A 21,606-nucleotide genomic window follows, 5' to 3' on the forward strand; every position below is an offset into this window, starting at 1 on the left:
GATGATTTGACTGTATCCCTTAACCTTGTTACACCATACAAACCCGGGCAAGGAGGGGTGAACATTGAAGGGTGACCACAAGAGCAAATTTTTGTTGACCCACCGTGAACGCGAAGTATTCGAGCTTCTGGTGCAGGACAAAACGACGCGTGATATCGCGGGACTTCTTTTTATCAGCGAGAAAACGGTGCGCAATCATATTTCCAATGTGATGCAGAAACTCAATGTTAAGGGTCGTTCACAAGCGGTAGTAGAGTTAATTAAGCTAGGAGAATTAAAAATTTGACGAAAAAGAAGCGCTATCCTTTCGTCATAGCCCTCTTCGTTTGTCCTTAGGGATGAAAGAAGAGGGCTTTACTTGATTACTCATTAAAAAAAGAAGAACCTTGAATTTGTACAAGGTTCTTCAAAGACATTTTTGTATTTATTATTTCACATCATGCTTAGATACTTAAGTATCTTGGTCACTTTTATATTCTAATAGATCTCCAGGCTGACAATCTAAAGCCTTACAAATTGCTTCTAAAGTAGATAACCGAATCGCCTTGGCCTTCCCGTTCTTCAGGATGGAGATATTAGCCATCGTAATTCCAACCTTCTCAGATAGCTCCGTAACACTCATCTTTCTCTTAGCCAACATCACATCGATATTGATTATAATGGCCATGCGATCACCTCAGACTGTAAAGTCATTTTCTGATTTTATATCATTTGCTTCTTGTAAAAGCCTTTGAAGAACTGCTGCAAAGACGGCAATCACCATGGCGGCGAAGATTAAGATGAGTCCAATGACGATGATTCCTGGAGCGTCATCGATCTCTGCCACGACATAAAAGAGTGGCAAGGATATCACATACAACACACTGATTGTGATAGCACTGTATTTTATATTTTTCAAAGCCTTTACCGATAATTCCGAGAAAGCCCCGTTCTTGTCAATATAACTTAACAGTTTAAAGGCTTGATACAAAGCAAAGTAAAAAGGAATTGCCGTTAGATAAAAGTAAAATATAACGAAATATTGTATATAAGCGATATTCGGAATCAGTTCTCCTACAAATTCCCCGATATTAGGCACCAAAAAGATGCATAAAGCAAGAATCGGAACCCCCATAAGTACAACAGCTATTCTTAAAAAGAGTGTTGATACTCGTTTCACAAATACACCTCACCTCATTTATATTAATTTAGACTTTAACACAATGATTTATCGTTTTACAATAAAAAAATATTGTTATTTATTACTGGAATGTTCCTGATTCATGACTGCTTTGATTACAGGATCATCATGTATATTGTCTGTTTGTGTTGTATCCACAATGATATGAGGTATCGTTTTTTCCTCCTCATTAATTGAACCGTCTGATGTAAGCCCCATAACCAAAGGAAACCTGACTAGAAATCCACTATTGGGCAACTTTAGAACAACAGGATCCGTTCCGATTCCATCTCCGCTTGTTCTCTCACCGATAAGCGTTGCCCATTTCGTTTCCTTTGCAAAAACAGAAAATGCCTCTGATGAAGAAAAGACCATATCATTCACCAGCAAATAGATCTTACCTTTGTAAGCAATTGATTGTTTAGGTGATATCGTTGTTGTGGCATCTAGATACTTATCAAAATTATTCATGATTTCAGGCGTCAACCGTATGCTTTTATTCTCTTTCGTTAATTCCGATAGAGAAGGTAAATCCTCATAGCCTACTCCCAACCTACTTTCTATAAAGGGTTTAATATAGTCTCCATCTCTATATAAAAAGTAAGATGTCCAGGTAATCGGCTCACTGATTATCTGTTCAACTAAAGCCATCCAATACTCATCGGTTCCGCCTGAATTATCTCTTACATCTATAATTAGTTTATTTTTATCACTAATGGTTTGAAGATAGGGCGTTATGATCGATAATCCCTTCTTCATTTCGGCATCAGCAAAGGTAGGAATCTTTATGTATGCTGTATTTTCATCTAAATCTACCGTTTTCACACTAGGATACGTATATGAAGACGTCGAGTTTATATTTTGCTTTTTGTTGTTCATTGAATTATATCTTTGTACTACCGTAGAGTCTTCCAACGCTTCAATCCAAGGTTTATAAATTTTTGGGTTTTTCTTATAGACATTCAATAATGAATGATAGGATTCGAGAGTTACCAATTTGGTGTGCTTGTTGTTTAAATCTCCTAATATGTCATGCAGTAAACTCTCGAAATAGCCCATGGTATTAATAGTTTCGAATTTCGCTCTGTATTCCTGTTCCTTAGCAACCCAGTCGATCCCATTGATTCGTTTATTGACGTCTAAAAAAGGATAATTTTCTGACAAGATCTGAAAGAGATAGTCAAAGTCCTCCACCACCTGCTCTCTTGTTAACATAGGTAAACGTACCGCTTGAGTGACTGTAATATCATCTTGGATACTGTCATTCTGTTTTGTCGTGCGATCACAAGATGAAATCACTGTCAAGCTAATAAATACAACAATGATTAACCCTCTTTTTCTCATTAGTTCCCTCCTCTATAGATTAAGACATTACAACTTTTGAATCATATATATTGGGCTAGATTACTAACCATATTAACGTTTCATTTAACATGTAGTTATACTATGAGAAAAATTTCACATTTCTTCACGAAAAAAATCTATGCATTAGCTATTACCTCTATTGTTGTTCAGTCCCTTTTTGCCGTTGGAAACTCCACAATCTCAATGTTAAAAAGATTGAAAACCATAATGATTCCCAATGCGAAACTGCTGTTCCATACCGCTTGAATCCAGTTTTCTTCAAATTTCATCTTACATTCATCAATAAGTGCTTGGTCGATAATGATAGGAGAGGCGATCTCCACCTCTGAGTAGAGATATTTTCTTAATCCCAACTTATCGAGCATCCATTGTAGACCCGCTTGAATACCCGCATCGTACTCATCTTCAACCTTTTCGTTTAAACTTATCCAATCAAGCAACTGATCTTTACGCTCCGAAGTCATTTCTAACGTAACAATAAACATAGGCTCACTCTTTTATCGTTTAGTATTAATAAATGGCTCGGGACAGAATCGAACTGCCGACACTAGGATTTTCAGTCCTATGCTCTACCTACTGAGCTACCGAGCCTTATTTATTTAGGAATGGCTCGGGACGGGATCGAACCGCCGACACTAGGATTTTCAGTCCTATGCTCTACCTACTGAGCTACCGAGCCTTATTTTTGAGAATGGCTCGGGACGGGATCGAACCGCCGACACTAGGATTTTCAGTCCTATGCTCTACCTACTGAGCTACCGAGCCTTATTTTTGAGAATGGCTCGGGACGGAATCGAACCGCCGACACTAGGATTTTCAGTCCTATGCTCTACCTACTGAGCTACCGAGCCTTATTAAATAGATTACTGCAAATGGAACCCTATGATCTCCTTAATTGAATACAAAAAAGCCCCTCGTCCAAAGGGACGAGGAGCCGCGGTACCACCCTATATTAGAGCCTTCTTGAAAAATAAAGAAGAAAGCTCTCACTTTAATGAATAACGGTTAAACCGGTACACCTCTACTTCCCATCAAATGGTTTCAAGGGACAGCTCCAGAGCGAACTTCATTCAAACCATTACCCTAGAAACGCTCTCAATCTTCGGCGTTTCCTCCCTGTAAGCTGGTATTTGAATTACTTTTCTCCTTCAAAGCTTTTAGATCGCTATGTAATTTTCCTTATTATGATGTAATACCTATTTAAAGTCAATACTTTTAAAAAACAGGGTTTGAATTTAATTATTATCATTCTAATGCGGATAGAAAATAAGAATATTTCATTGAATTATTTTCTCTTTTTCCAAACCAATTACACCTATATATTAATAAATAACAGAAAGAAAATACATTCAAAAACGAATGATAAAAATGAATAATCCTTTTATTCAAATAGAAAGGAGATATACATAAAGTGAAACCGATCATACAACTATTACATTTTGGTTATCATCAAGCGATGAGCTGTATTTTCCCGGTGGCTATCTTTATTACGCTTGCCCTCACCCGTGTAATAGAGATCCCCTTCCTCTATCGTTATGACGCTATTCTCCTTATCCTGCTCGGAGTGCAGTTCCTCATGTACCGCAGTGGGTTAGAGTCAATAGACGAAATCAAAGTTATCTGTATATTTCACGTTATTGGATTGGTGCTGGAGATTTATAAGGTATGGATGGGGTCATGGGCTTACCCTGAACCTGGATATACCAAGCTATTTGGTGTACCGCTCTATAGCGGATTTATGTATGCAAGTGTAGCAAGCTTTATGTGTCAAATATGGCGGAGACTGCGCATGGACATGACTGGATGGCCCGGGCTCATTCCTTCGCTCTTGTTAGGAGGAGCAATTTATCTCAACTTTTTCACGCATCATTTTATTCCCGATTTTCGTTGGTGGCTGACTGTGCTTGTATTTATTGTTTTTTGGAAAACCTGGATCATTTATCGGGTACGTACTGTAACCTACCGAATGCCTCTAACTTTCGCCTTTATTATTGTAGGTTTTTTCATCTGGGCTGCGGAGAATATAGCTACTTTCTTTGACGGTTGGAAATACCCTGACCAGCATGAAACCTGGCAATTGGTTAGTTTTAGTAAAATCAGCTCTTGGTTTCTGCTAGTTATCATTAGCGTTATCATTGTTGCCCAGCTTAAACATGTTAAAGCAAGCCTTACAAATCATGATTCACGGCTGAAATGAAATTAAATGACTCTGAAATTCCTCATAAAGAAAGACGCTGTCCTACTTGGACAACGCCTTATCTTTGTTTCTTAATAAAATCAATGATATCGATGACTTTTACTTAGAAGTGGTATTGGCCGGGAAAATGCGGTCCATCATGACCTGAAACTCATTCACAATACCACTAATCGGATGACCGTTCGCCAAATCAGAGGCATAGCCTTGTGCACGTTCCAAGAAATCAGGGTTTGCTGAAATATATACATTTTTCACCTTTGGATCCATCTGCTTAATTTTCTTCGTGATTTTTTGTTTCATTTCATTTGTAACCTGTTCTTCTGCTTGGGTGTTATTCTTGTTCGTGTACGTTCCAGGCCCTTTTTGGCTCTTCATATTAATGTTATTTGGGTTAAAGATTCCGCCTGCCCCGCGGGGACCATTCGCATTATCTCCAAGCATATTGCTCTGAGAATAGTCGTTTGAACGAAGCCCTGGTGCAATACCGCTCGTTGTATAGGGAGCTCTTGTCCCCATATCATTTACACCCAAACCGCCTAAATCTTGATTCATTTGATTTCGGTTATTATGATGTCTTGTACTTTGTGGCTGGACGCCTTCTTTGAGCGATACCGCAACATAAGCATTATGATCAGTGCGCAAAACATAAGCCTCTCCCACTCCGTTCATTTCAGAGATCGCTTTTGACATTTGATTGTGTGCAGAAAGATTAGTTGTGCGATGTACACTAGCCCGGTCCGGATTTATACCATTAATCCCATAGTTGATCCCATTACGAACGTTGCGGTTTACATCCGACGCATAGTTACGGACATTGTTCGTTTTCACTCCTTGATCATCCGTCGTTGTTCCACAACCGGTTAGGGCTGACATCATAAGAATTGCAGCAGATAAAGAAAGGGTAACCGCTTTGGTTTTTTTCATTCCTGGCATGGTTCATCCTCCGCTTCAATTTGAAGTTGTTATAGCACTCCGTTAGCATGCGCGAAGCACTGCTGCCTTATGCTGAAAGGATATGGAACACGCCATTAAAAAAGCCCGAAGATTCCCACTATATAAGCAGGGGCTTCGAGCTTCCTTCCTTATTCTGTTGTATCCGTTTCTTCTGTATCACTCGTTCCATTCAGTAAATCTTTCGCTTTATCAGCTGCCTTATCCACTGAATCAGCAGAAATAACATAAGCAAGTGTAATGTCCTGGTTCGTATTCACATAATAAATACCTTCGTCAGTGGAATCCGTCAGCCCTTGATACACCTGGGTCGTTCCATCTTCTAATTCAGTCGTTACTGTAAAAGAAACAGAGGTACTTCCTTGTTTAGGTTTTTGCAACACTTGATCGGTAGCGATCGTCTTCAGCTGGTTCATAAGCGAATCTGCATCCGTGAGTTCTACACTTTCACCATTTAAAGTCCAGGCCGCTGTCTCCCCTTCTTCTCCATCTTTACGTTTCAAAACCCATGAAATATCGCTGCTTTCCCACTCAAGGGATACAAGCTGATCATTATCCCATTCAAAAGGCGTGGTATCCATCAGCTGTAGAGGACTTAACAGGAGATTCGATGCCGTCGTCTCTGCAATACTTACCACTTGTCCTGCCCCTAATTGTGCGTAAACCTTGCTTCCCGTGGGCAGATTATTCCCAAGCGCGATTTCAACCGTACCTCCATCTTCCGTTGTAATTATAATCCCCTGATCATCTAGAGAAAGTCCATATTTCTCAAGATCTGTCGGATTCTCTTCTACGACAGAGGCAAGATCCACATTGGTTACCGTATCAAGCCATTCATCCACGGCATAGCTATTCACTGGATACGCTTCTGGGGAAGTCATTACCCACTCGTTATTTTGCTTCGTAAGTTCTGTTATTTCACCGCCGCTCACAATACGAAATGAAGTAATCGCTGCTGGGTCTATCACATCCGTGCCCATTAGTTTTTCCGGTTCAGCTTGTTCCTGAAAATAGTTCTGGGAGTGAGCGAAAGCCCACATCCCTGCCAGCACAACTAATAAAAGAATCGTCGGAATAAACTTCTTCATTTTTTTCTGCGCCTCCACCATAATAAAGCACCAATGATGACAAAGATAAGCGGCATCCCGATAACGGCAATCGCAAAAATAGCGGAGCCTTGTGCCTGCGTCAAGTAAGCCAGTTCATATCCAGCCTGCTCTCTTGGACGTATAGTCAGACCGTTTTCTTTTTCAGCAAGATAATTAATGGTGTTGAGGACGAAATCCCGGTTCCCTCCACTCCCTATTTCATAATCTTGCATGAATGTGGTAGCGCCCAAAATGACAGCTTTTGGCTGGCCATCCGTGGTTTCTATCGCATAACCTAATTCGACAGGTCCTTGCAGATCTTTTTCCGTATCATTATTTGTTTCATTCTCCAAAAGTTTTGTTATATCTGTTTCTCCATAGCTCGTGTCAGAGGACTCCAGAATGGACGTTACCATCCATTTATCTTGTGTTTCAGCGCTGAGTCCAAGCGATAGACTGAATACCGGCTGAAGATGATTTTGAATTAATTTATCTGTAACTGCATGTGATTTAAGCTCAGGCATGGACCACAAAGGACCATTCGTCGTGGAAGTTTCCTGATCGACTATAATAGCATGTTCATCTACCACTCCGTACTGCTTCATCAGAGCATCAATATTTTTCCACTCGTTCTCCATATCTTCGTGAAAACCAAGCGTGAGGAATAGCTTGCCTCCATTATCCATATACTTCTGAACCTGCTTCAACTCTGCGTCACTCAGATCCTCTTGCGGACCCAAAATAGCTAGGACATCTGTATCTTCAGGTACCGCAGTATCTTCCGATAAAGTAATCTCGGTTGTCTCCATATTGCTCTGATTCAGTGAAGTTTGCAGCGTAGTAGCGGCAGACAATCCAAGTTCCCCATGTCCGGTTAGAAAGGCTACTTTATGTGTTTCATCCGACTCCAGTGAAAGAAGAGCCTGTGTTAATTTTTCTTCTCCGGAGAACAGATAAGAGCCTTCATTTTCTCCAGAAGAGAATAAATCAATCATCGACACAATTTGCTGCTTGTCCCCTTGTAAAATGACAATGGAACTTGAGTTCAGTTCATATTGCTGAGCCAGTAAAGGTTCAGATTCAAGATTGTATTTTTCCACTTTCAGTTTACTATTCAGCTTACTGTACTCATCGACTAGATCCGTTACTTCCCGGTTTAATAATTCGTCACTTGAGCTGTTCACCGTAAACACCAGCACCCGGGTATCTTCCGTAATCGCTTTGACCGCTTCTTTCGTTTGTTCTGATAACGTGTTCTGTTTTCCCTCAGAGAGATCAAGCTGAAAACCTCCGAGTGAATTCATAAATAACGTCAGCAAAATAAAAATACCGATAACCGCTGCGGAAATAATACCGCTGTTCGTATGATTCATCCATTTTTTCATTCTTCTTACCTCCACCGTTTCCGCTCAATGCCCTGAATACTGAGCGTCAGGAAAACACCGGCTAATGTAAGATAGAAAATCACATCAGGTCCGCTAATCACACCTTTTGTGAAATTCGCGAATCGATTAGACAAGGAAAATGGAGAAAGCCAAGCTGTGATCGTACTGCTGCTATCTGTAAAGGAATCAATCATCCATAGCACAAGTAATATAATGAAGCCAGCCACTGCTGATACCATCTGATGTTGGGATAAGGACGACGCAAAGAGCCCAATTGCCATCATCGAGGCACCCATCAAAAAGAGGCCAAGTGCGGACAGCCATACTGTCGTTTCATTAATATCACCATACAAGGACATAATAAGCGGGTAGGTCAGACTGCATAGAATCAGGAGCAGTAAAATGACCAAAGACGCCAAATATTTTCCGAACACAATTTCAGTTACGCTTGTGGGTGAAGTCATTAATAGTTCGTCGGTTCCCTGCTTAAATTCTTCCGCAATAAGACGCATGGTCAGCAGAGGTACAATATAAATCAATAAAGATACGGTATCTCCAAGCACAAGCCGGTAGTCCACAATGCTAGGCTGATAGTAGACAAAGCTCATAAAGAACAAAAAGCTCGACAACAATACATACACTGCAAAAGCAAAATATGTAGTCGGAGCAAGAAAATAAGACTGAAGTTCTTTATAGAAAATAGCCATCATCCGTTTCATTTTCGCTTTCTCCCTTCTTTCAAGACTTTCCCGGGCTCCTCGCTTGATTGCTCGGTGTCATCTTCTTGTTCCGTCGTCGTCAGCTTCTGGAACACTTCTTCGAGCGTCTGATCCTGTTTTTTCATTTCCAGAATCGGAATATGCTCAGAAGCAAGCATGTTAAAAAGTTCCTCTCTATAGTCATAACGAGATGGGGTGCTCAGTTGCAGCTCTAATAATCCACCTGATTGATTATGCATCCCCACGGAGATCGGATGTTCTTGAGTATCTCCCCAAGAAGTCAGTATAGGCAATATATGATCTGCTTCTCCTTTTATCGTAAGATGAACCTGGAATGTATCCTCCATGGAACTTCCTATCGAATCCGGTGATCCATCCAGTACAAGTTTCCCTTGGTTAATAATGAGAACTCGGCTGCACAAAGCACTTACTTCTGGGAGGATATGTGTACTGAGTAATACAGTGTGATTCTCTCCTAACTCTTTGATTAAATCCCGTATCTCCATAATCTGGTTAGGGTCTAGTCCAGACGTTGGTTCATCGAGAATCAGTAAATCCGGCTTATGGATAATGGCTCCTGCCAGTCCCGTCCGCTGTTTATATCCTTTGGATAAGCTTCGAATCATTTGGTGTTCTCTTCCGATCAGTCCAAGTCTGCTTACCATCTCATCTATTCTAAGCTTCTGCTCCCTTGCAGGGACATCACGTAATTTTGCGACAAATTTTAAGTAAGACAGCACGGTCATGTCTGGATATAGTGGGGGAGTCTCTGGTAAATATCCGATACGAGAACGAACTTTTCTTCCTTGCTCATGTACAGACATTCCATCCAGAAGAACCTTGCCTTCGGTTGGCCTTAAATAACCGGTAATCATTCGCATGGTCGTTGTTTTCCCTGCTCCGTTTGGGCCCAGAAAGCCAACAATCTCTCCCCGCTCCATTGAGAAATCAAGGTTCTGAACCCCTCTTTGACCATTGTAAGTTTTACTTACTTGATCTAGTTTCAGCAAAAGACTTCATCCTTTCTGCTTCTCTTCTCCGTTCATTAACGGTATTCCCAGTCTAGCCTTATAACAATAAACGATTCTTAAATGAATCTAAAAGAATCCTTAAAAAAATATGTCTAAATTGTGAACTGACACCTATCCACCCACACCGTCCCCCCATGTTATACGTACCTTATCTTATCAAAAGTAACGGGAGGGGTATGTCTTGAAAGTACTATTTACGTTCTTTATTCCAAGCGGCGGTGTGGAGACGCTTAATCGGCTGCGCTGTGCAGCCTTGAAACAACATGGTATCGAAGCACATACCTTATATCTCATGCCAGGCACCGGACTTCAGAATACTACAGGTACGGTGTTTACCATGTCAGATAATGAGGAGATTCGTGTGCTTTTGGAAGAGCAGCAATACGATGCCGTCATTTCTACTTCGGATATTAATATGCTGGAACGGCTCCGTGTTTTTCTTCATTACAAAGGAAAAATTATCTTCGAGGCACAGGGACTCGGCACAAGGGAAGCGGCTGTTGAGACCATCGAAATGGCTTCTCCTTATCTGCAAGCCTATGCAGATGCTGTTCTTATTCCTCCAACTACCCATCTCCATCAACTTTTTTTGGACATGTGCCCGTTTATGCACCTGTTTATTATTAAAGGAATGCTCGATACAACGAGCTTCGCCCCACTTGAAACCGACATCCCCCCCTATCCAGCTTTACTTTGGGTCGGTCGTCTCGAATTTAATAAAAACTGGCGGGAATTTCTCCACATTGGTCACCGCGTAATCCAAGAAAAACCGGAAGCAAGACTATGGTTTTTTCATGACCCTACCCTTGCCTTTTCAGCGGATGAACAGCAGTTCTACGAAACATTAAAAACGCTCCATTTGGAAGATAAAATCGGTATTTTCAGCAACGTTCCACACTCCAAGATGCCGATGTACTATTCCATGGCAGCGAGATCAGGCGGAGTTATGATTTCGACGTCGATTATGGAGGGCTTTGGATATGCGGTGGCTGAAGCGATTAGCTGTGAATGTCCTGTAGTCAGCACGGATTCTGACGGCGTAAGAGCGTTCATTACACATAATCAAACCGGTAAATTTTATCCGCTTGGAGAGGTCGAACAGGCAGCAAACGAGATCCTGGAACTGATGAACAATCATACGATTCGTACGCAGATTCAAAAGGCAGGCCGTGAGTATCTCGTCTCTCAATTTTCCCCAGATGCTTATGCTCATTCGTTCCGTCAAATGATGAACGCCTTGGCTATTTTTTAAAAGGAAGGAGCACACTTCTTCATGAAAATACTCATGGCAACCTTCTGGGGACTACAGAACCTTGGGGGGATCTGGACGTATATTCGGCAGTTATCGGAGTGGTACGCGGAACATGGAATAGAAGTCGATGTCATCGGAACCGATATGCAGAAAGAGACCGTTTATATATTAAAAAAGGGATGGTTATTCGAAAAAAAGGCGGTCCTCCCCGCCCTGCGTACCACATTTACTACCGACCATGTTCCAGCACTTCATGCAGACCCCTATCTTGCCTATCTGGAACTGAATCGGTATGCCTATGAACTTGGAATGGCCTATCTCGGAACCGAATCCTATGATCTGATTCATGCCCAAGACCCAATTAGCGCATACGCTATCTCTCGTGTACTGAAACGCAAAGTTCCGCTTGTGACGAGTTATCATGGTTCGCTGCATTTAGAAGGATATCTCGATGAACTGCAGATGAACCCTAATGCTCGTAAAGAAGATTATTTACGTACCCCGCTAGGAAAATACTATCAGACGATGGAACAACTCGGCATCGCTGCATCCGATGGATTTATCGTCTCATCAAGCTGGATTCAGCAGCTAATGCAGCAGTTTGGCGCCCCTCCGGCTGCATTCAGCCGAATTCCTTATGCGGTAGACCTGGTTCAGTATGATGAGCTTGCAGCAAAACAATCTTCATATCCTGCTCCTCCTAACAAAAAGGTGATTGCTTTTACAGGTCGCTTGGAATACATCAAAGGCATTCATGTTCTGCTTGAAGCGGCCGTGATTCTGAAAAAGTACAGAGAGGATTTTGTCATCTGGATTGCCGGGGAAGGAAGTATGGGACCACTCTACAGAGAACAAACGGAGCAAAAAGAATTACATGATCATGTGAAATTTTGGGGGATGGTCAATAATGTGCCTTCGTTCCTAAAAAACGCCCATATCTATGTACAGCCGAGTTTGCAGGATACTCAACCTTTCTCCGTTACAGAAGCACAGCTTGCAGGAATTCCCGTCATTGTGGCAGATACCGCCGGTATGCCGGATATGGTAGTAGAGGGCAAGACCGGATATGTCGTTCCTCCTTCTAATGCTGCCGCCCTTGCACGCAAGCTTGACTACCTGCTCACACATCCTAAAGTAAGAACCCGTGTTGGATCGGCAGCGCGTACCTGGGCACGTAAATATCGTTCACTGGAGCGGCAGGCAGAGGATACCCTTGCGGTTTATGAGCGGTATATCAAAAAGGATCGTATGGCGGAGCGTGGACAAGACGAGAAGACAGATATGAAAATCGGAAGAGGCGCGCGAACAGAATCTCTGAGTACATCATCAACTTTCTCTCTTCATCAGCTGCCGATTTCTTCCGAACTTCAAGCAGATTTGATGAGTAAACTTCCCGCCGATTACCGCCTGCCTGATCGGAAGGTAATAAAGGAAGGAACATAAAATAGGCGGTAGACAAACTAGAGGAAGCTAGTTTATCTACCGCCTGCGCGCATCGTTTGATTGAGGCACTTATTTCTCATGCTTTTGAGTCAAGGATTCATCTATTCTTTTAATAAAGTCTAACTGTTTCTTTGAACTAGAGCTCTGTAACCATCTCAATCGCATTTTTCGTTAGTGTTGAGCCAGTCACAGTGACCTTAGTAATCGCAATGAGCTGAGTATCAGTCATCAACAGTTTTACGATGGTGCCTTGTGTCTTGTACGTTTTCGTAGTGGATAGCGTGTTTGTATCCACTTGGTTAATCACATTTTTTGTTGCTGTATAGAATTTTTCTGTATGATTCTTATTCGCAACAAAGATATCAAACTTATCCATCGTACCCGCATAGTTCATATCACTCGTTTTATTATTCGTAGCAGTAAAAGCAGAACCCGCACCATTTACAATAAATTTACCATCTGGCGTAATTCCAAATACCGTGGACAATTTATAGTCTCCATGATAGGGAGAATCATAGGTGGTAGTGAACTTTCCATCCGTAAGACGGAACACATCCATATCTCTCGGACTTAACGGAGTAGTAATAGAATAAATCCGATTCTCTGATGGATGCAACATGATTTTCGTTTGGTGATATACGCGAGACGAAGACAGCTCTCTCTTGGTCGTCCGATCATAACTTTTAATATATGTCCACTGACCCGAGCCTGAAGTAAGATACACATGACCCGACTCATCAGCCGCAATATCGTAAGGATCAATATCCACATCCCACTCATCTATTACTTGTAGTGTGGATGGATCAAGTACTCTCACGGTTCCACCTTGCTCTCCATCAAACCGATAGGGACTGTATTCTCCGTCACTAAAAATGACATAAAGTTCTCCACTTGCATATACGAGTTTCCGTGGTGCCTTGCTAAATGAAGTTGAAGTCTTGGTTACTTTCTTCTCAATAAGGTCGTAGGAGACAATAGTAGATTCACTGTCATCAATAGCATAGACAACCGGCCTCGATGGATCGGTTACCGCTTCCTGTATAACTTCATTTAATACACTTACATTCCCTGTCGGTGTAACTACTGGAGGTTTTGGGGTTTCTTCCGGTGCATCTGTACCAGATCCATTCGAAGGCTCTCTAAATTGATCTTGATTTAATACCGTTATTTTTGAAAAAGTCATTGAATTATATTTGCTGATCCAGGATTTTGCATAATCAATAGGAACAGCAAAATTCAAATTGCCTTCATCTATACTAGAGGAAGTCACCCCAATGACCTCTCCTTTTTTATTAAACAGCGCTCCTCCCGAACTGCCTGAAGCAATCGGTGCTGTGAATTGAATTAAACTTTGGTTATCAATTACACGAAGTCCACTAACTACTCCAGTGGAAACGGTGTTTTGCAGTCCTTCCGGATTACCAATCGCGACTACCGCCTGTCCTTTCGCCAAGTTCTGCGTGGAACCGATATGAAGCGGAGGTACATTCGTTCGAATCTTCGCTTTTACTAAAGCCAGATCATTCGTCTTGTCCACAGCTACAATACCTGCTGCTTCATACACTTGATCTTTCCCTGTGTAAATAACATAACTGCTTGCTTCATTAATCACGTGATAATTCGTTAAGTACAAGCCATAACCTACCGCAAATGCACTGCCAAATCCGGTAGATTCACCGCTGCGATCCAGTGCTTCCAATAGAACAACACTTTGTTCAAAACCCGCGATTTGCTGATTCGTTAAGTTTTTACCTGTATAAGGACTCTTGTTATATGGTTCTAAAATAAATTTTAAATAATCGACAATCTCAGCATCTTGCGTCGGATGTAGAATTGCTTTCTCACTTATCACAATAATTCCCCGGCTGTAAAATACCTTCTTGCCGAATGTTTCACTGATCAGACGAATAGGTACAAACGTCCGGCCTTGTTTATATTCCGCCGGTGCATCAAGTGCTGTCTTTTTCCCGTTCACAAGTATTGTTTTGCTGCCAAGCGTAATTTTTATTTCCTTTCCCGCTAGGGTAATGGTTGCGGTAGAGGTAGCCTGGTTCCAGGCAACGCGTGCACCAAGGCTTTCGCTAATAAAGCGCAACGGTACCATCGTTCGCTGATTTTTCACATAGGGCACAATGTTATAGTTATTTTCATCAATAATACGATCTTCTGTATCATAGATGGCGTTTGGACTCCCGATGGATAGAATAACTGCCTCGTTAAAAAGGTCCTCGAAATTGAGCTCATCGGCTTGAGCATACCCAGAGAACGGGTAGCAAAGCAGCCCTATAATCGTAATTACAATCAGTAAACCGCGCTTCATTTGTTTCATTCTGTCTCCTTCTAGGTGTGTGATATATGTAGGACTACGTTAAAAAAGTCCGTGCCCTAAGTTAGACGCAGAATGAATTATAATGTTTCGTACGATTTAAATGAAGCCATAATTTACCTGTAAATAAAAAAACGCTTGAACCATAAAAGGCTCAAACGTTTCTCATTCTTCATTTACATATGCTTGTGCAGCGTGTTCAGCACACTGCGAAGTTCTTCGACAGGTACCTGACCTGGCGCAGATGCTTTCTTAGCAGCACCAAAAGTGAGTGCTGAACCAAATAGTTCACCCGCGATCCGGCTGATCACACCTTTGCCCGCCATGGACATCGTAATGATCGGTCTATCTGCATATTCTTCTTTCATCGTATGCGTTGCATCCATCAGCATCAGCACATCAGAGACGCTTCGCGGCATAGCTGCCAGTTTTGGAATATCCCCGCCGAGTTCTTGTGCCTTACGAAGACGGGATACGATTTCTTCTTTAGAAGGTGTTTTGTCAAAATCATGGTTCGAGATGATCACATAGACATTATGCTTATGAGCTTCTTCGATTATTGCTTTTACTTCTGCATCACCAGTGAACAGCTCAGCATCCACGATATCCACTTGGCCAGTTGCCGCAATAGCTTGGTTCAGTTCTACATAATAAGCGGTGCTGACTTCTTTTTCTCCGCCTTCTTTTGCGCTGCGGAACGTAAAGACAATCGGCTGGGAAGGAAGAATCAAGCGGATCTCCGCTAGAGCTTCTTTCACTTTTTCAATATCTTCTACATGTTCATAGAAATCAACGCGCCATTCAATGACATCAAAATCCTGGGATGTTAGAAAACTCGCTTCCTCTTTTAATTGTTCAATCGTCTCACCCACGAGAGGAACGCAAATTTTAGGGGCGCCTTCGCCAATTGCGACGTTCTTAACGATAACGGGTTTTAGCGTGTTTTGCATGTTGGTAGACTCCTTTGTCTTCTGTATAAGGTTGTTACTACTATGAGATAAAGACTATCTATTAACTTGTAGCTTAGCCTTGTACTGCTTTTAGCGGTGCATTCATTACTTTCCGGTAACGGATATTAACAACAATAGCTAGAACCACACCGATCAGCGTAACGACCGCATCGAATAGGATAATGCTGCTAATACTCGTTTTGGATAGTATACCTGTTATTACAGGAATTGAGAATGTAGCAAGGCTGGATGCCGTATATACAATCCCGGTAATTTTCCCTTTGCTGGTCGGAAAGAGTTCGGACATCGTAGTAAGTGCGAGCTGCAATACGCCGCCAGCTGCAGAGAAACCAATGACAAACCCTGCGATTACGCATACCGCCGCGGATGGGTATGCCCATAGTACCATCAGTGCAATAAAGGAAATTAACGGATAAATAAATACAAAAGTTACAGGTTTCACAAGACTCTTCACAAGGAAAGAGGTAACAAATACGGAGATCAAGGAACCGATACTATAGTAACTGATCAGCTGCAAAGATGAAGTGTTTGACATCCCTGCCACTTGCTCTCCATACGTTGGAAGCCATACGGAAATTAAATAAAACGTTGCTGTTGCGGTATAACCGATCAGAATCAGGCACAGACCTTCAATCCAGAAGCTAGGTTTTCTAGCAGAATTGTTCTCGTCTACAACGCTTGCTGCTGCTTGCTGTTCTTGTGGCTGCTCCTGATCTGGGAATGGCAAGCGAATAAGGAATAGACCATTCACGATAAAGATTGCTACACAGATCAAGAAGGAGTAACCATAATACAAGTTGCTGCTAATAAGTACACTGATGATCATGGGAAGTGCAAACTGACCACCGGAAATGAACGCTTTGATAATAACATTTGCGGTTCCTGCTGCTTTCGGAAAAGCTTCCATAAGTGCAGGATAGGTACCGGAATCAAGCACTGAGTTCGCCATCCCTGCAAGCAAGGCAAAAATAAAGGCGACGGTCACGTTCGGTGATAACAGGATTCCGATAAAGAATACGGCATACATGGCCATCCCGATAAAAACAAATGGTTTCCGTCCTAATTTGTCCGACAGTACACCAGAGATAAACAGGACGAGTAATCGTCCGATACCAAGTGCGGAAATAACATAGGATATCCCGGCGCTATCGGTATTTAACTGTTCGCTTAGGAAACCCATATTCTGTGCCAGGATAATAGCACCCATACCGTGTACAAAATAGTTGATATACAAAGCTAATGCCGTCGGCATATACTTGTTCTTCACAACATTCCACTGCTCCTTTAGAGTAGATTCGTTTGTTAAGATCGAATTAGTTTGTTCATATTTTCACAAGAGTTGCCGTGAGAAGGCAGACGCCTTCCTAGAACAACAATTCTTTAATATAATCAACAGGCATATCTTCCCCTGTCCAGATTTTGAATGCTTCTGCACCTTGCCATAGCATCATGCCAAGACCGTTAATTGTACGGCATCCTTGTTCTTCTGCCATCTCAAGCAGACGTGTTTTTTCAGGAATATAAACGACATCAGATACAATCAGATCACTGCGCAGTACAGCAGGGTCGGTAATGAGGCTTTGACCTACGAGTGGTTTCATGCCCACACCTGTTGCATTCGTAAAGATTGCACTGTCTTCAATTTCCTTATACAGAGTGTTCGTGTCTTCCAGGTCAAACAGCTTCACGTTGCAATCTGTTTTTTCCATAATATTTTTAACGGTTTGTTCCGCACGCTCATAGAATGCATCTTTTCTATTAAAAATAGAGATCTCTTTTACGCCATCCAGTGCTGCCTGAATGCAGATCGCTGTGGCTGCTCCGCCGGCACCTGTAATCGTCATTTTTTTGCCGATGATATCGATACCATCTTCTTTCAGTGCTCTCATGTACCCTACCCCATCCGTGATATGGCCGGTAAGTACTCCGTTATCATTAACAACCGTGTTAACTGCCCCCGCAAGTTCTGCTGCTGGTGATAACTTATCTAGATATTGAAGAACAACCGTTTTATTCGGCATCGTCACGTTGCAACCACGTACATTAAGGGAGCGGAAGCCTTGAATTACCCCAGGAAGCTGCTCATTATCCACATCAAATGCTAAATACACATAGTCTAATCCGAGTTTAGCGAAAGCTTCGTTATGCATTTTTGGGGACAAACTGTGAGAAATCGGAGTTCCTAATAAACCAATAAGTTTTGTTTTTCCTGAAATACGTTCTGCCATGATTAACATCTCCTTTAGTTGTTTACCTTCATTATTTATCAATAGACAAGACACAAGATCTTTAACTCGTTTGTCATTCCCTTGGGCAGCCTCGTGCCAGAACTTTTTATTCCAGCACGCAGACACCTCTAACTGATCTTACAAGGAACCTATCTTTTTCAAGGTAGAAAGAATATTTCTTCCTTCGCGTACCCCATCCAAGATTTTACGTGCGCCGAGACTATCTCCAATATTAATAACTTCTACTCCCTGAGGAATAAAATGCTTCTCTACCTCACTAAGTTCAGGACGTTCTGGTCTCATACCCAGGCAGACAAATCCGAAGTCAAAATCAAGTGAGCTCACTTCACCCTCATATTCTAGTTTGAAATGATCCCCTACCACTTCAACCAAGGATGTGCTTGTTCTCACATCAACTTCATGTTTCTTCAGCATGTCCATCATAGAGAGTTTCGTAATAATATCAAGATCCTTACCTAGCTCAGGAAGTCGTTCTACAATGGTAACCTCAGCTTTTTGAGATGAGAAAAATTCAACTACATCCAGCCCAACTGCACCACCGCCGATAACGGCTACTTTCTTTCCTTCCATATTAGGGAACTGATTCACGTCACTCAGCAGACTGAAAATAGAATGAACACGGCTGCCCGGCTTATCGATATGTTCTAATAACCCTTGAATTGGCGGAAGCAGTGGTTTAGATCCTGTTGCATTTACAATCACATCAGGTTTCAAATTCTCAATGCGAGCAATATCGGCAACGGTATCCGTAAAGGTAATGAGATTTTTCAACCGTTTGCTTCTTTGATTTAAATATTTAGGGAAATCAGCGATCCGTTTTTTGTCCGGCAATCTTGAGATTTCAGCAGCGAGTCCGCCCAGATACGATTTCTGTTCAAATAAGAATGTATTGCATCCTACTTCTGCTGCTGTACATGCTGCCTCGAGTCCAGCTGTACCTCCGCCGATAACTACAACATTCGTTTGTTTCTTCACTTGCTTTTCTTTATATTCATCTCCATTGATGACATCTGGATTTACTGTACATTTAATTGGACGATTGAGTGCAATTCGGTGACCGGCACATCCGATGTTACAAGAAATACATTTACGAAGCATTTCTTCTTCACCACGGCTTACTTTGCTTACCCAGTCAGGATCTGCAATAAGTCCGCGCCCGATCGCAATGAGATCCGCTTCTCCTTTAGAGAGTACATTTTCAGCCACCTGTGGATGACGGAAGTTACCGCTCGCAATCGTCGGTTTATTAAATTTATCACGTACTGCTTTTGCCAGATAGGAGCGCCATCCATCAGGCAGATTCATTTGATCAATCTGATATTGCAGGGAATCATTCAGTGCCGCGGACACATTAATGACGTCGACTTCCTCATGCAGATAATCAAGAAGCTGGAGTGAATCTTCTAAAGTGTTGCCTCCGGCAACAAATTCATCCGCACTGATTCGAAGCATGATCGGGAACATGGGTCCAACCTCTGCTCTGATCCGGTCAATAACCATGCGAGCGAAGCGGGCACGATTCTCGTAACTGCCGCCGAACTCATCTGTACGTTTGTTATATACAGGAGATAAGAACTGACAGAGCAAGTAGGAGTGTCCTGCATGAATTTCAATCGCATCAAAACCTGCCATTTTCACTCGTTTTGCTGCTTTTCCGTATTTCTCTACAATCTCTAAAATTTCTTCTTTCGTAAGCGGTCGAGGAATCGCTCCGCCGGCTTTCGAAGGAATATTAGAAGACGATACCGGCTGCTGTCCAATTCGATCCGGAGCTGCAGAAGCACCCGCATGGTTAATCTGAATCGCTACTTTGGCACCTTGATTATGAAGACGTTCTGTCAGCTCATAGAAACCTGGAATATAACGATCATGGTCTATACGCAGCTGAGTCGTTCCATTGGAGCCTAAAGGGAAATCAAGACAAGCATTTTCTACAATAATTAGGCCCGTTCCGCCTTTTGCACGCTGCTCATAATATTTCATATGATTTGGGGTCATTTCCCCGTTCGTACCGGCAAAATTCGTTCCCATCGGCGGCATCACAATTCGGTTCTTAAGGGTCATGCTTTTCACGGTTAAGGGTGAAAAAATAGTAGGATACATTTACTTTTCCTCCAGTTATTCAATCTAAGATGTTCAAGACCAGCATCCTTAATACCTTACAATTCTCTAATGTGATTTTTTTCACATATAAGGTCTAAAATATAACCGCTAATCGAGCGGCTCTGAGAGATCATCTGTACTTTTCGTTTGCCCATAAGTCTAATCACTATTCATTATCTAATTGAATTTCATTCAGCTGAACGTTATGGCTACATTGTAAAACCCGTTTTTCAATAAAACAAATTCATATTTTTGTGAAAATCAATAGATTTTATCTATAGATTAATTTATAATACATTTGCATTAACCTCTTAGGAAAGGAAGTTCTACTTATGAATCTTAGGCATCTGCAGTACTTTCAAGTCCTAGCCGAACTAGAACACTTCACCCAGGCTTCAGCTAAACTGCATATTACACAACCAAGTCTAAGTCACGCCATCGCAGAACTAGAGAAGAAACTTGGCGTTCCCTTATTCGAGAAAAAAGGACGGAATGTTCGTCTGACCAAGTATGGCCGTGTATTCCTCGAACATGTTGACAAGGCTTTGTCAGAGCTTAGTAAAGGTGAGCAGAAAATCCAGGAACTTGCTAGTCCCAATCATGGCCGAGTTGATCTAGCTTTTATCTACACACTCGGACCGCACTTTGCCCCTTCTCTGATTCAATCCTTTACTTCTCGTGAGGAATTCAAGGATATTACGCTCTCTTTTCATCAAGGAAATACACAAACTTTAATTCAGGAATTAAAAAATGACACCTTTGATATCGCGTTCTGTTCCTTTCTCCCTGAAGAACAAGAACATATTGAGTTCATTCCCGTCACAAAAGAAGAACTGGTGGTAATTGTTCATCCAGAGCATCCTTTAGCGAATCAGGAATCTATTGATTTAAAAGATACAGCCGGTTATCCATTCATTTTCTTTAATGAGGCGAGCGGTGTAAGGCCCATTATTGACGACCTATTTGCCCAAGTGGACGTGACTCCGCACATTATCTGTGAGATTGAGGAGGATAATGCGATGGCAGGACTTGTATCTGTAAATTATGGGATTGGCATTATGCCCCGGATCAGTACGTTAAATCATTTTCAGGTCAAAGCACTGCCCATCTCTAACCCAAGCTATGAGCGATATATCTATATGGCTACAATAAAAAATCGCTATTTATCACCCGCAGCCGTTGCATTTCGTGATTATGTCATTGCACATTGTCAGGGAAATAGTAAGAAGTTTATCTAAAGTTATCTTTATATTTTTCATTTAATACCATATTTTCTTAATATTTAATCTATTGATTTATATAAAATTGTACTTTATACTCCAGTTTGAGAGTTTCAATCCGTTTTTATGTTATTGAGTTATCGTTTG

19 protein-coding genes, 4 tRNA genes and 1 other annotated feature are annotated in these 21,606 nt (G+C 41.8%); of the genes, 5 read left to right on the forward strand and 18 right to left on the reverse strand.

The window, feature by feature from the left end:
- Positions 1 to 64: 64 nt before the first annotated feature.
- Positions 65 to 286, forward strand: a complete 222-nt coding sequence (locus PV403_RS15315) for a helix-turn-helix domain-containing protein (RefSeq protein ID WP_047913631.1) — start codon at positions 65 to 67, stop codon at positions 284 to 286.
- Between the two features lie 165 nt (positions 287 to 451).
- Here the strand turns inward: PV403_RS15315 and PV403_RS15320 are convergent, their stop codons facing one another.
- From PV403_RS15320 to PV403_RS15355, 8 genes are all read right to left on the reverse strand, one after another.
- Positions 452 to 667, reverse strand: coding sequence for a helix-turn-helix domain-containing protein (locus PV403_RS15320; protein ID WP_332085187.1), 216 nt, complete (start codon positions 665 to 667; stop codon positions 452 to 454).
- 9 nt (positions 668 to 676) lie between these two features.
- Positions 677 to 1,159, reverse strand: coding sequence for a DUF2975 domain-containing protein (locus tag PV403_RS15325; protein WP_332085188.1), 483 nt, complete (start codon positions 1,157 to 1,159; stop codon positions 677 to 679).
- Between the two features lie 75 nt (positions 1,160 to 1,234).
- Positions 1,235 to 2,503 (reverse strand): S41 family peptidase, encoded by a 1,269-nt coding sequence (locus PV403_RS15330; protein ID WP_332085189.1) that lies wholly within the window; start codon positions 2,501 to 2,503, stop codon positions 1,235 to 1,237.
- 167 nt (positions 2,504 to 2,670) lie between these two features.
- Positions 2,671 to 3,009 carry a hypothetical protein gene (locus tag PV403_RS15335; protein ID WP_332085190.1) on the reverse strand — a complete coding sequence of 113 codons (339 nt, stop codon included), beginning with the start codon at positions 3,007 to 3,009 and terminating at the stop codon, positions 2,671 to 2,673.
- A 33-nt stretch (positions 3,010 to 3,042) separates the two neighbouring features.
- Positions 3,043 to 3,115 (reverse strand) — tRNA-Phe (locus PV403_RS15340).
- Between the two features lie 15 nt (positions 3,116 to 3,130).
- Positions 3,131 to 3,203 (reverse strand) — tRNA-Phe (locus tag PV403_RS15345).
- Between the two features lie 13 nt (positions 3,204 to 3,216).
- A tRNA-Phe gene (locus tag PV403_RS15350) sits at positions 3,217 to 3,289 on the reverse strand.
- A gap of 13 nt (positions 3,290 to 3,302) precedes the next feature.
- Positions 3,303 to 3,375, reverse strand: a tRNA-Phe gene (locus PV403_RS15355).
- 68 nt (positions 3,376 to 3,443) lie between these two features.
- Positions 3,444 to 3,685 (reverse strand) — a binding site (T-box leader).
- A gap of 250 nt (positions 3,686 to 3,935) precedes the next feature.
- Between PV403_RS15355 and PV403_RS15360 the strand changes: the two genes are divergently transcribed.
- Positions 3,936 to 4,721: a DUF817 domain-containing protein gene (locus PV403_RS15360; RefSeq protein WP_332085191.1), complete on the forward strand. Its 786-nt coding sequence runs from the start codon at positions 3,936 to 3,938 to the stop codon at positions 4,719 to 4,721.
- Between the two features lie 99 nt (positions 4,722 to 4,820).
- Here PV403_RS15360 and PV403_RS15365 read toward each other — a convergent pair whose 3' ends face one another.
- From PV403_RS15365 to PV403_RS15385, 5 genes are all read right to left on the reverse strand, one after another.
- Positions 4,821 to 5,654: a YhcN/YlaJ family sporulation lipoprotein gene (locus PV403_RS15365; RefSeq protein WP_332085192.1), complete on the reverse strand. Its 834-nt coding sequence runs from the start codon at positions 5,652 to 5,654 to the stop codon at positions 4,821 to 4,823.
- 149 nt (positions 5,655 to 5,803) lie between these two features.
- The gene (locus tag PV403_RS15370; RefSeq protein ID WP_332085193.1) at positions 5,804 to 6,760 is read right to left on the reverse strand and encodes a DUF4340 domain-containing protein; all 957 of its coding nucleotides are present in this window, start codon (positions 6,758 to 6,760) and stop codon (positions 5,804 to 5,806) included.
- On the reverse strand, positions 6,757 to 8,145 hold the full coding sequence (locus PV403_RS15375) for a GldG family protein (protein ID WP_332085194.1): 1,389 nt from the start codon (positions 8,143 to 8,145) through the stop codon (positions 6,757 to 6,759). Before PV403_RS15375 ends, PV403_RS15370 begins: the two co-directional genes overlap by 4 nt.
- A 5-nt stretch (positions 8,146 to 8,150) precedes the next feature.
- Complete coding sequence (locus PV403_RS15380) at positions 8,151 to 8,864, reverse strand: ABC transporter permease subunit (protein ID WP_213535250.1); 714 nt, start codon at positions 8,862 to 8,864, stop codon at positions 8,151 to 8,153.
- Positions 8,861 to 9,874 carry an ABC transporter ATP-binding protein gene (locus PV403_RS15385; protein WP_332085195.1) on the reverse strand — a complete coding sequence of 338 codons (1,014 nt, stop codon included), beginning with the start codon at positions 9,872 to 9,874 and terminating at the stop codon, positions 8,861 to 8,863. The genes PV403_RS15380 and PV403_RS15385 overlap by 4 nt, the downstream gene beginning before the upstream one ends.
- 202 nt (positions 9,875 to 10,076) lie before the next feature.
- On the opposite strand from PV403_RS15385, the gene PV403_RS15390 reads away from it, so the two are divergent.
- Both PV403_RS15390 and PV403_RS15395 read left to right on the forward strand, forming a co-directional pair.
- Positions 10,077 to 11,147 (forward strand): glycosyltransferase family 4 protein, encoded by a 1,071-nt coding sequence (locus PV403_RS15390; RefSeq protein WP_332085196.1) that lies wholly within the window; start codon positions 10,077 to 10,079, stop codon positions 11,145 to 11,147.
- Between the two features lie 21 nt (positions 11,148 to 11,168).
- A complete protein-coding gene (locus PV403_RS15395; RefSeq protein WP_332085197.1) occupies positions 11,169 to 12,590 on the forward strand; it encodes a glycosyltransferase family 4 protein in 1,422 nt (473 codons plus the stop codon).
- A gap of 136 nt (positions 12,591 to 12,726) precedes the next feature.
- Here PV403_RS15395 and PV403_RS15400 read toward each other — a convergent pair whose 3' ends face one another.
- The 5 genes from PV403_RS15400 to PV403_RS15420 all read right to left on the reverse strand — a co-directional run bounded on the left by PV403_RS15400 (position 12,727) and on the right by PV403_RS15420 (position 20,239).
- Positions 12,727 to 14,919, reverse strand: coding sequence for a stalk domain-containing protein (locus tag PV403_RS15400; protein WP_332085198.1), 2,193 nt, complete (start codon positions 14,917 to 14,919; stop codon positions 12,727 to 12,729).
- A 173-nt stretch (positions 14,920 to 15,092) separates the two neighbouring features.
- Positions 15,093 to 15,866 (reverse strand): type I 3-dehydroquinate dehydratase, encoded by a 774-nt coding sequence (gene aroD, locus PV403_RS15405; RefSeq protein ID WP_332085199.1) that lies wholly within the window; start codon positions 15,864 to 15,866, stop codon positions 15,093 to 15,095.
- 73 nt (positions 15,867 to 15,939) lie between these two features.
- Positions 15,940 to 17,154: an MFS transporter gene (locus PV403_RS15410; RefSeq protein WP_332085200.1), complete on the reverse strand. Its 1,215-nt coding sequence runs from the start codon at positions 17,152 to 17,154 to the stop codon at positions 15,940 to 15,942.
- Between the two features lie 97 nt (positions 17,155 to 17,251).
- A complete protein-coding gene (locus PV403_RS15415) occupies positions 17,252 to 18,115 on the reverse strand; it encodes a shikimate dehydrogenase (RefSeq protein ID WP_332085201.1) in 864 nt (287 codons plus the stop codon).
- Positions 18,116 to 18,253: 138 nt separating this feature from the next.
- A complete protein-coding gene (locus tag PV403_RS15420; protein ID WP_332085202.1) occupies positions 18,254 to 20,239 on the reverse strand; it encodes an NAD(P)/FAD-dependent oxidoreductase in 1,986 nt (661 codons plus the stop codon).
- Between the two features lie 332 nt (positions 20,240 to 20,571).
- Here PV403_RS15420 and PV403_RS15425 point away from each other — a divergent pair, with 332 nt between their 5' ends.
- Positions 20,572 to 21,477, forward strand: coding sequence for a LysR family transcriptional regulator (locus PV403_RS15425; RefSeq protein ID WP_332085204.1), 906 nt, complete (start codon positions 20,572 to 20,574; stop codon positions 21,475 to 21,477).
- The last annotated feature ends 129 nt before the right edge of the window (positions 21,478 to 21,606 follow it).

The organism is Paenibacillus sp. GYB006, from assembly GCF_036577645.1.
Taxonomy (GTDB): domain Bacteria; phylum Bacillota; class Bacilli; order Paenibacillales; family Paenibacillaceae; genus Paenibacillus.

What these genes read in the sequence shown, in the direction of transcription:
- PV403_RS15370 (WP_332085193.1), bottom strand. Translation starts at nt 6,760, where the DNA reads ATGAAGAAGTTTATTCCGACGATTCTTTTATTAGTTGTGCTGGCAGGG.
- PV403_RS15380 (WP_213535250.1), bottom strand. Translation starts at nt 8,864, where the DNA reads ATGAAACGGATGATGGCTATTTTCTATAAAGAACTTCAGTCTTATTTT.
- PV403_RS15330 (WP_332085189.1), bottom strand. Translation starts at nt 2,503, where the DNA reads ATGAGAAAAAGAGGGTTAATCATTGTTGTATTTATTAGCTTGACAGTG.
- PV403_RS15425 (WP_332085204.1), top strand. Translation starts at nt 20,572, where the DNA reads ATGAATCTTAGGCATCTGCAGTACTTTCAAGTCCTAGCCGAACTAGAA.
- PV403_RS15335 (WP_332085190.1), bottom strand. Translation starts at nt 3,009, where the DNA reads ATGTTTATTGTTACGTTAGAAATGACTTCGGAGCGTAAAGATCAGTTG.
- PV403_RS15395 (WP_332085197.1), top strand. Translation starts at nt 11,169, where the DNA reads ATGAAAATACTCATGGCAACCTTCTGGGGACTACAGAACCTTGGGGGG.
- PV403_RS15420 (WP_332085202.1), bottom strand. Translation starts at nt 20,239, where the DNA reads ATGTATCCTACTATTTTTTCACCCTTAACCGTGAAAAGCATGACCCTT.
- PV403_RS15320 (WP_332085187.1), bottom strand. Translation starts at nt 667, where the DNA reads ATGGCCATTATAATCAATATCGATGTGATGTTGGCTAAGAGAAAGATG.
- PV403_RS15375 (WP_332085194.1), bottom strand. Translation starts at nt 8,145, where the DNA reads ATGAAAAAATGGATGAATCATACGAACAGCGGTATTATTTCCGCAGCG.
- PV403_RS15365 (WP_332085192.1), bottom strand. Translation starts at nt 5,654, where the DNA reads ATGCCAGGAATGAAAAAAACCAAAGCGGTTACCCTTTCTTTATCTGCT.
- PV403_RS15415 (WP_332085201.1), bottom strand. Translation starts at nt 18,115, where the DNA reads ATGGCAGAACGTATTTCAGGAAAAACAAAACTTATTGGTTTATTAGGA.
- PV403_RS15400 (WP_332085198.1), bottom strand. Translation starts at nt 14,919, where the DNA reads ATGAAACAAATGAAGCGCGGTTTACTGATTGTAATTACGATTATAGGG.
- aroD (WP_332085199.1), bottom strand. Translation starts at nt 15,866, where the DNA reads ATGCAAAACACGCTAAAACCCGTTATCGTTAAGAACGTCGCAATTGGC.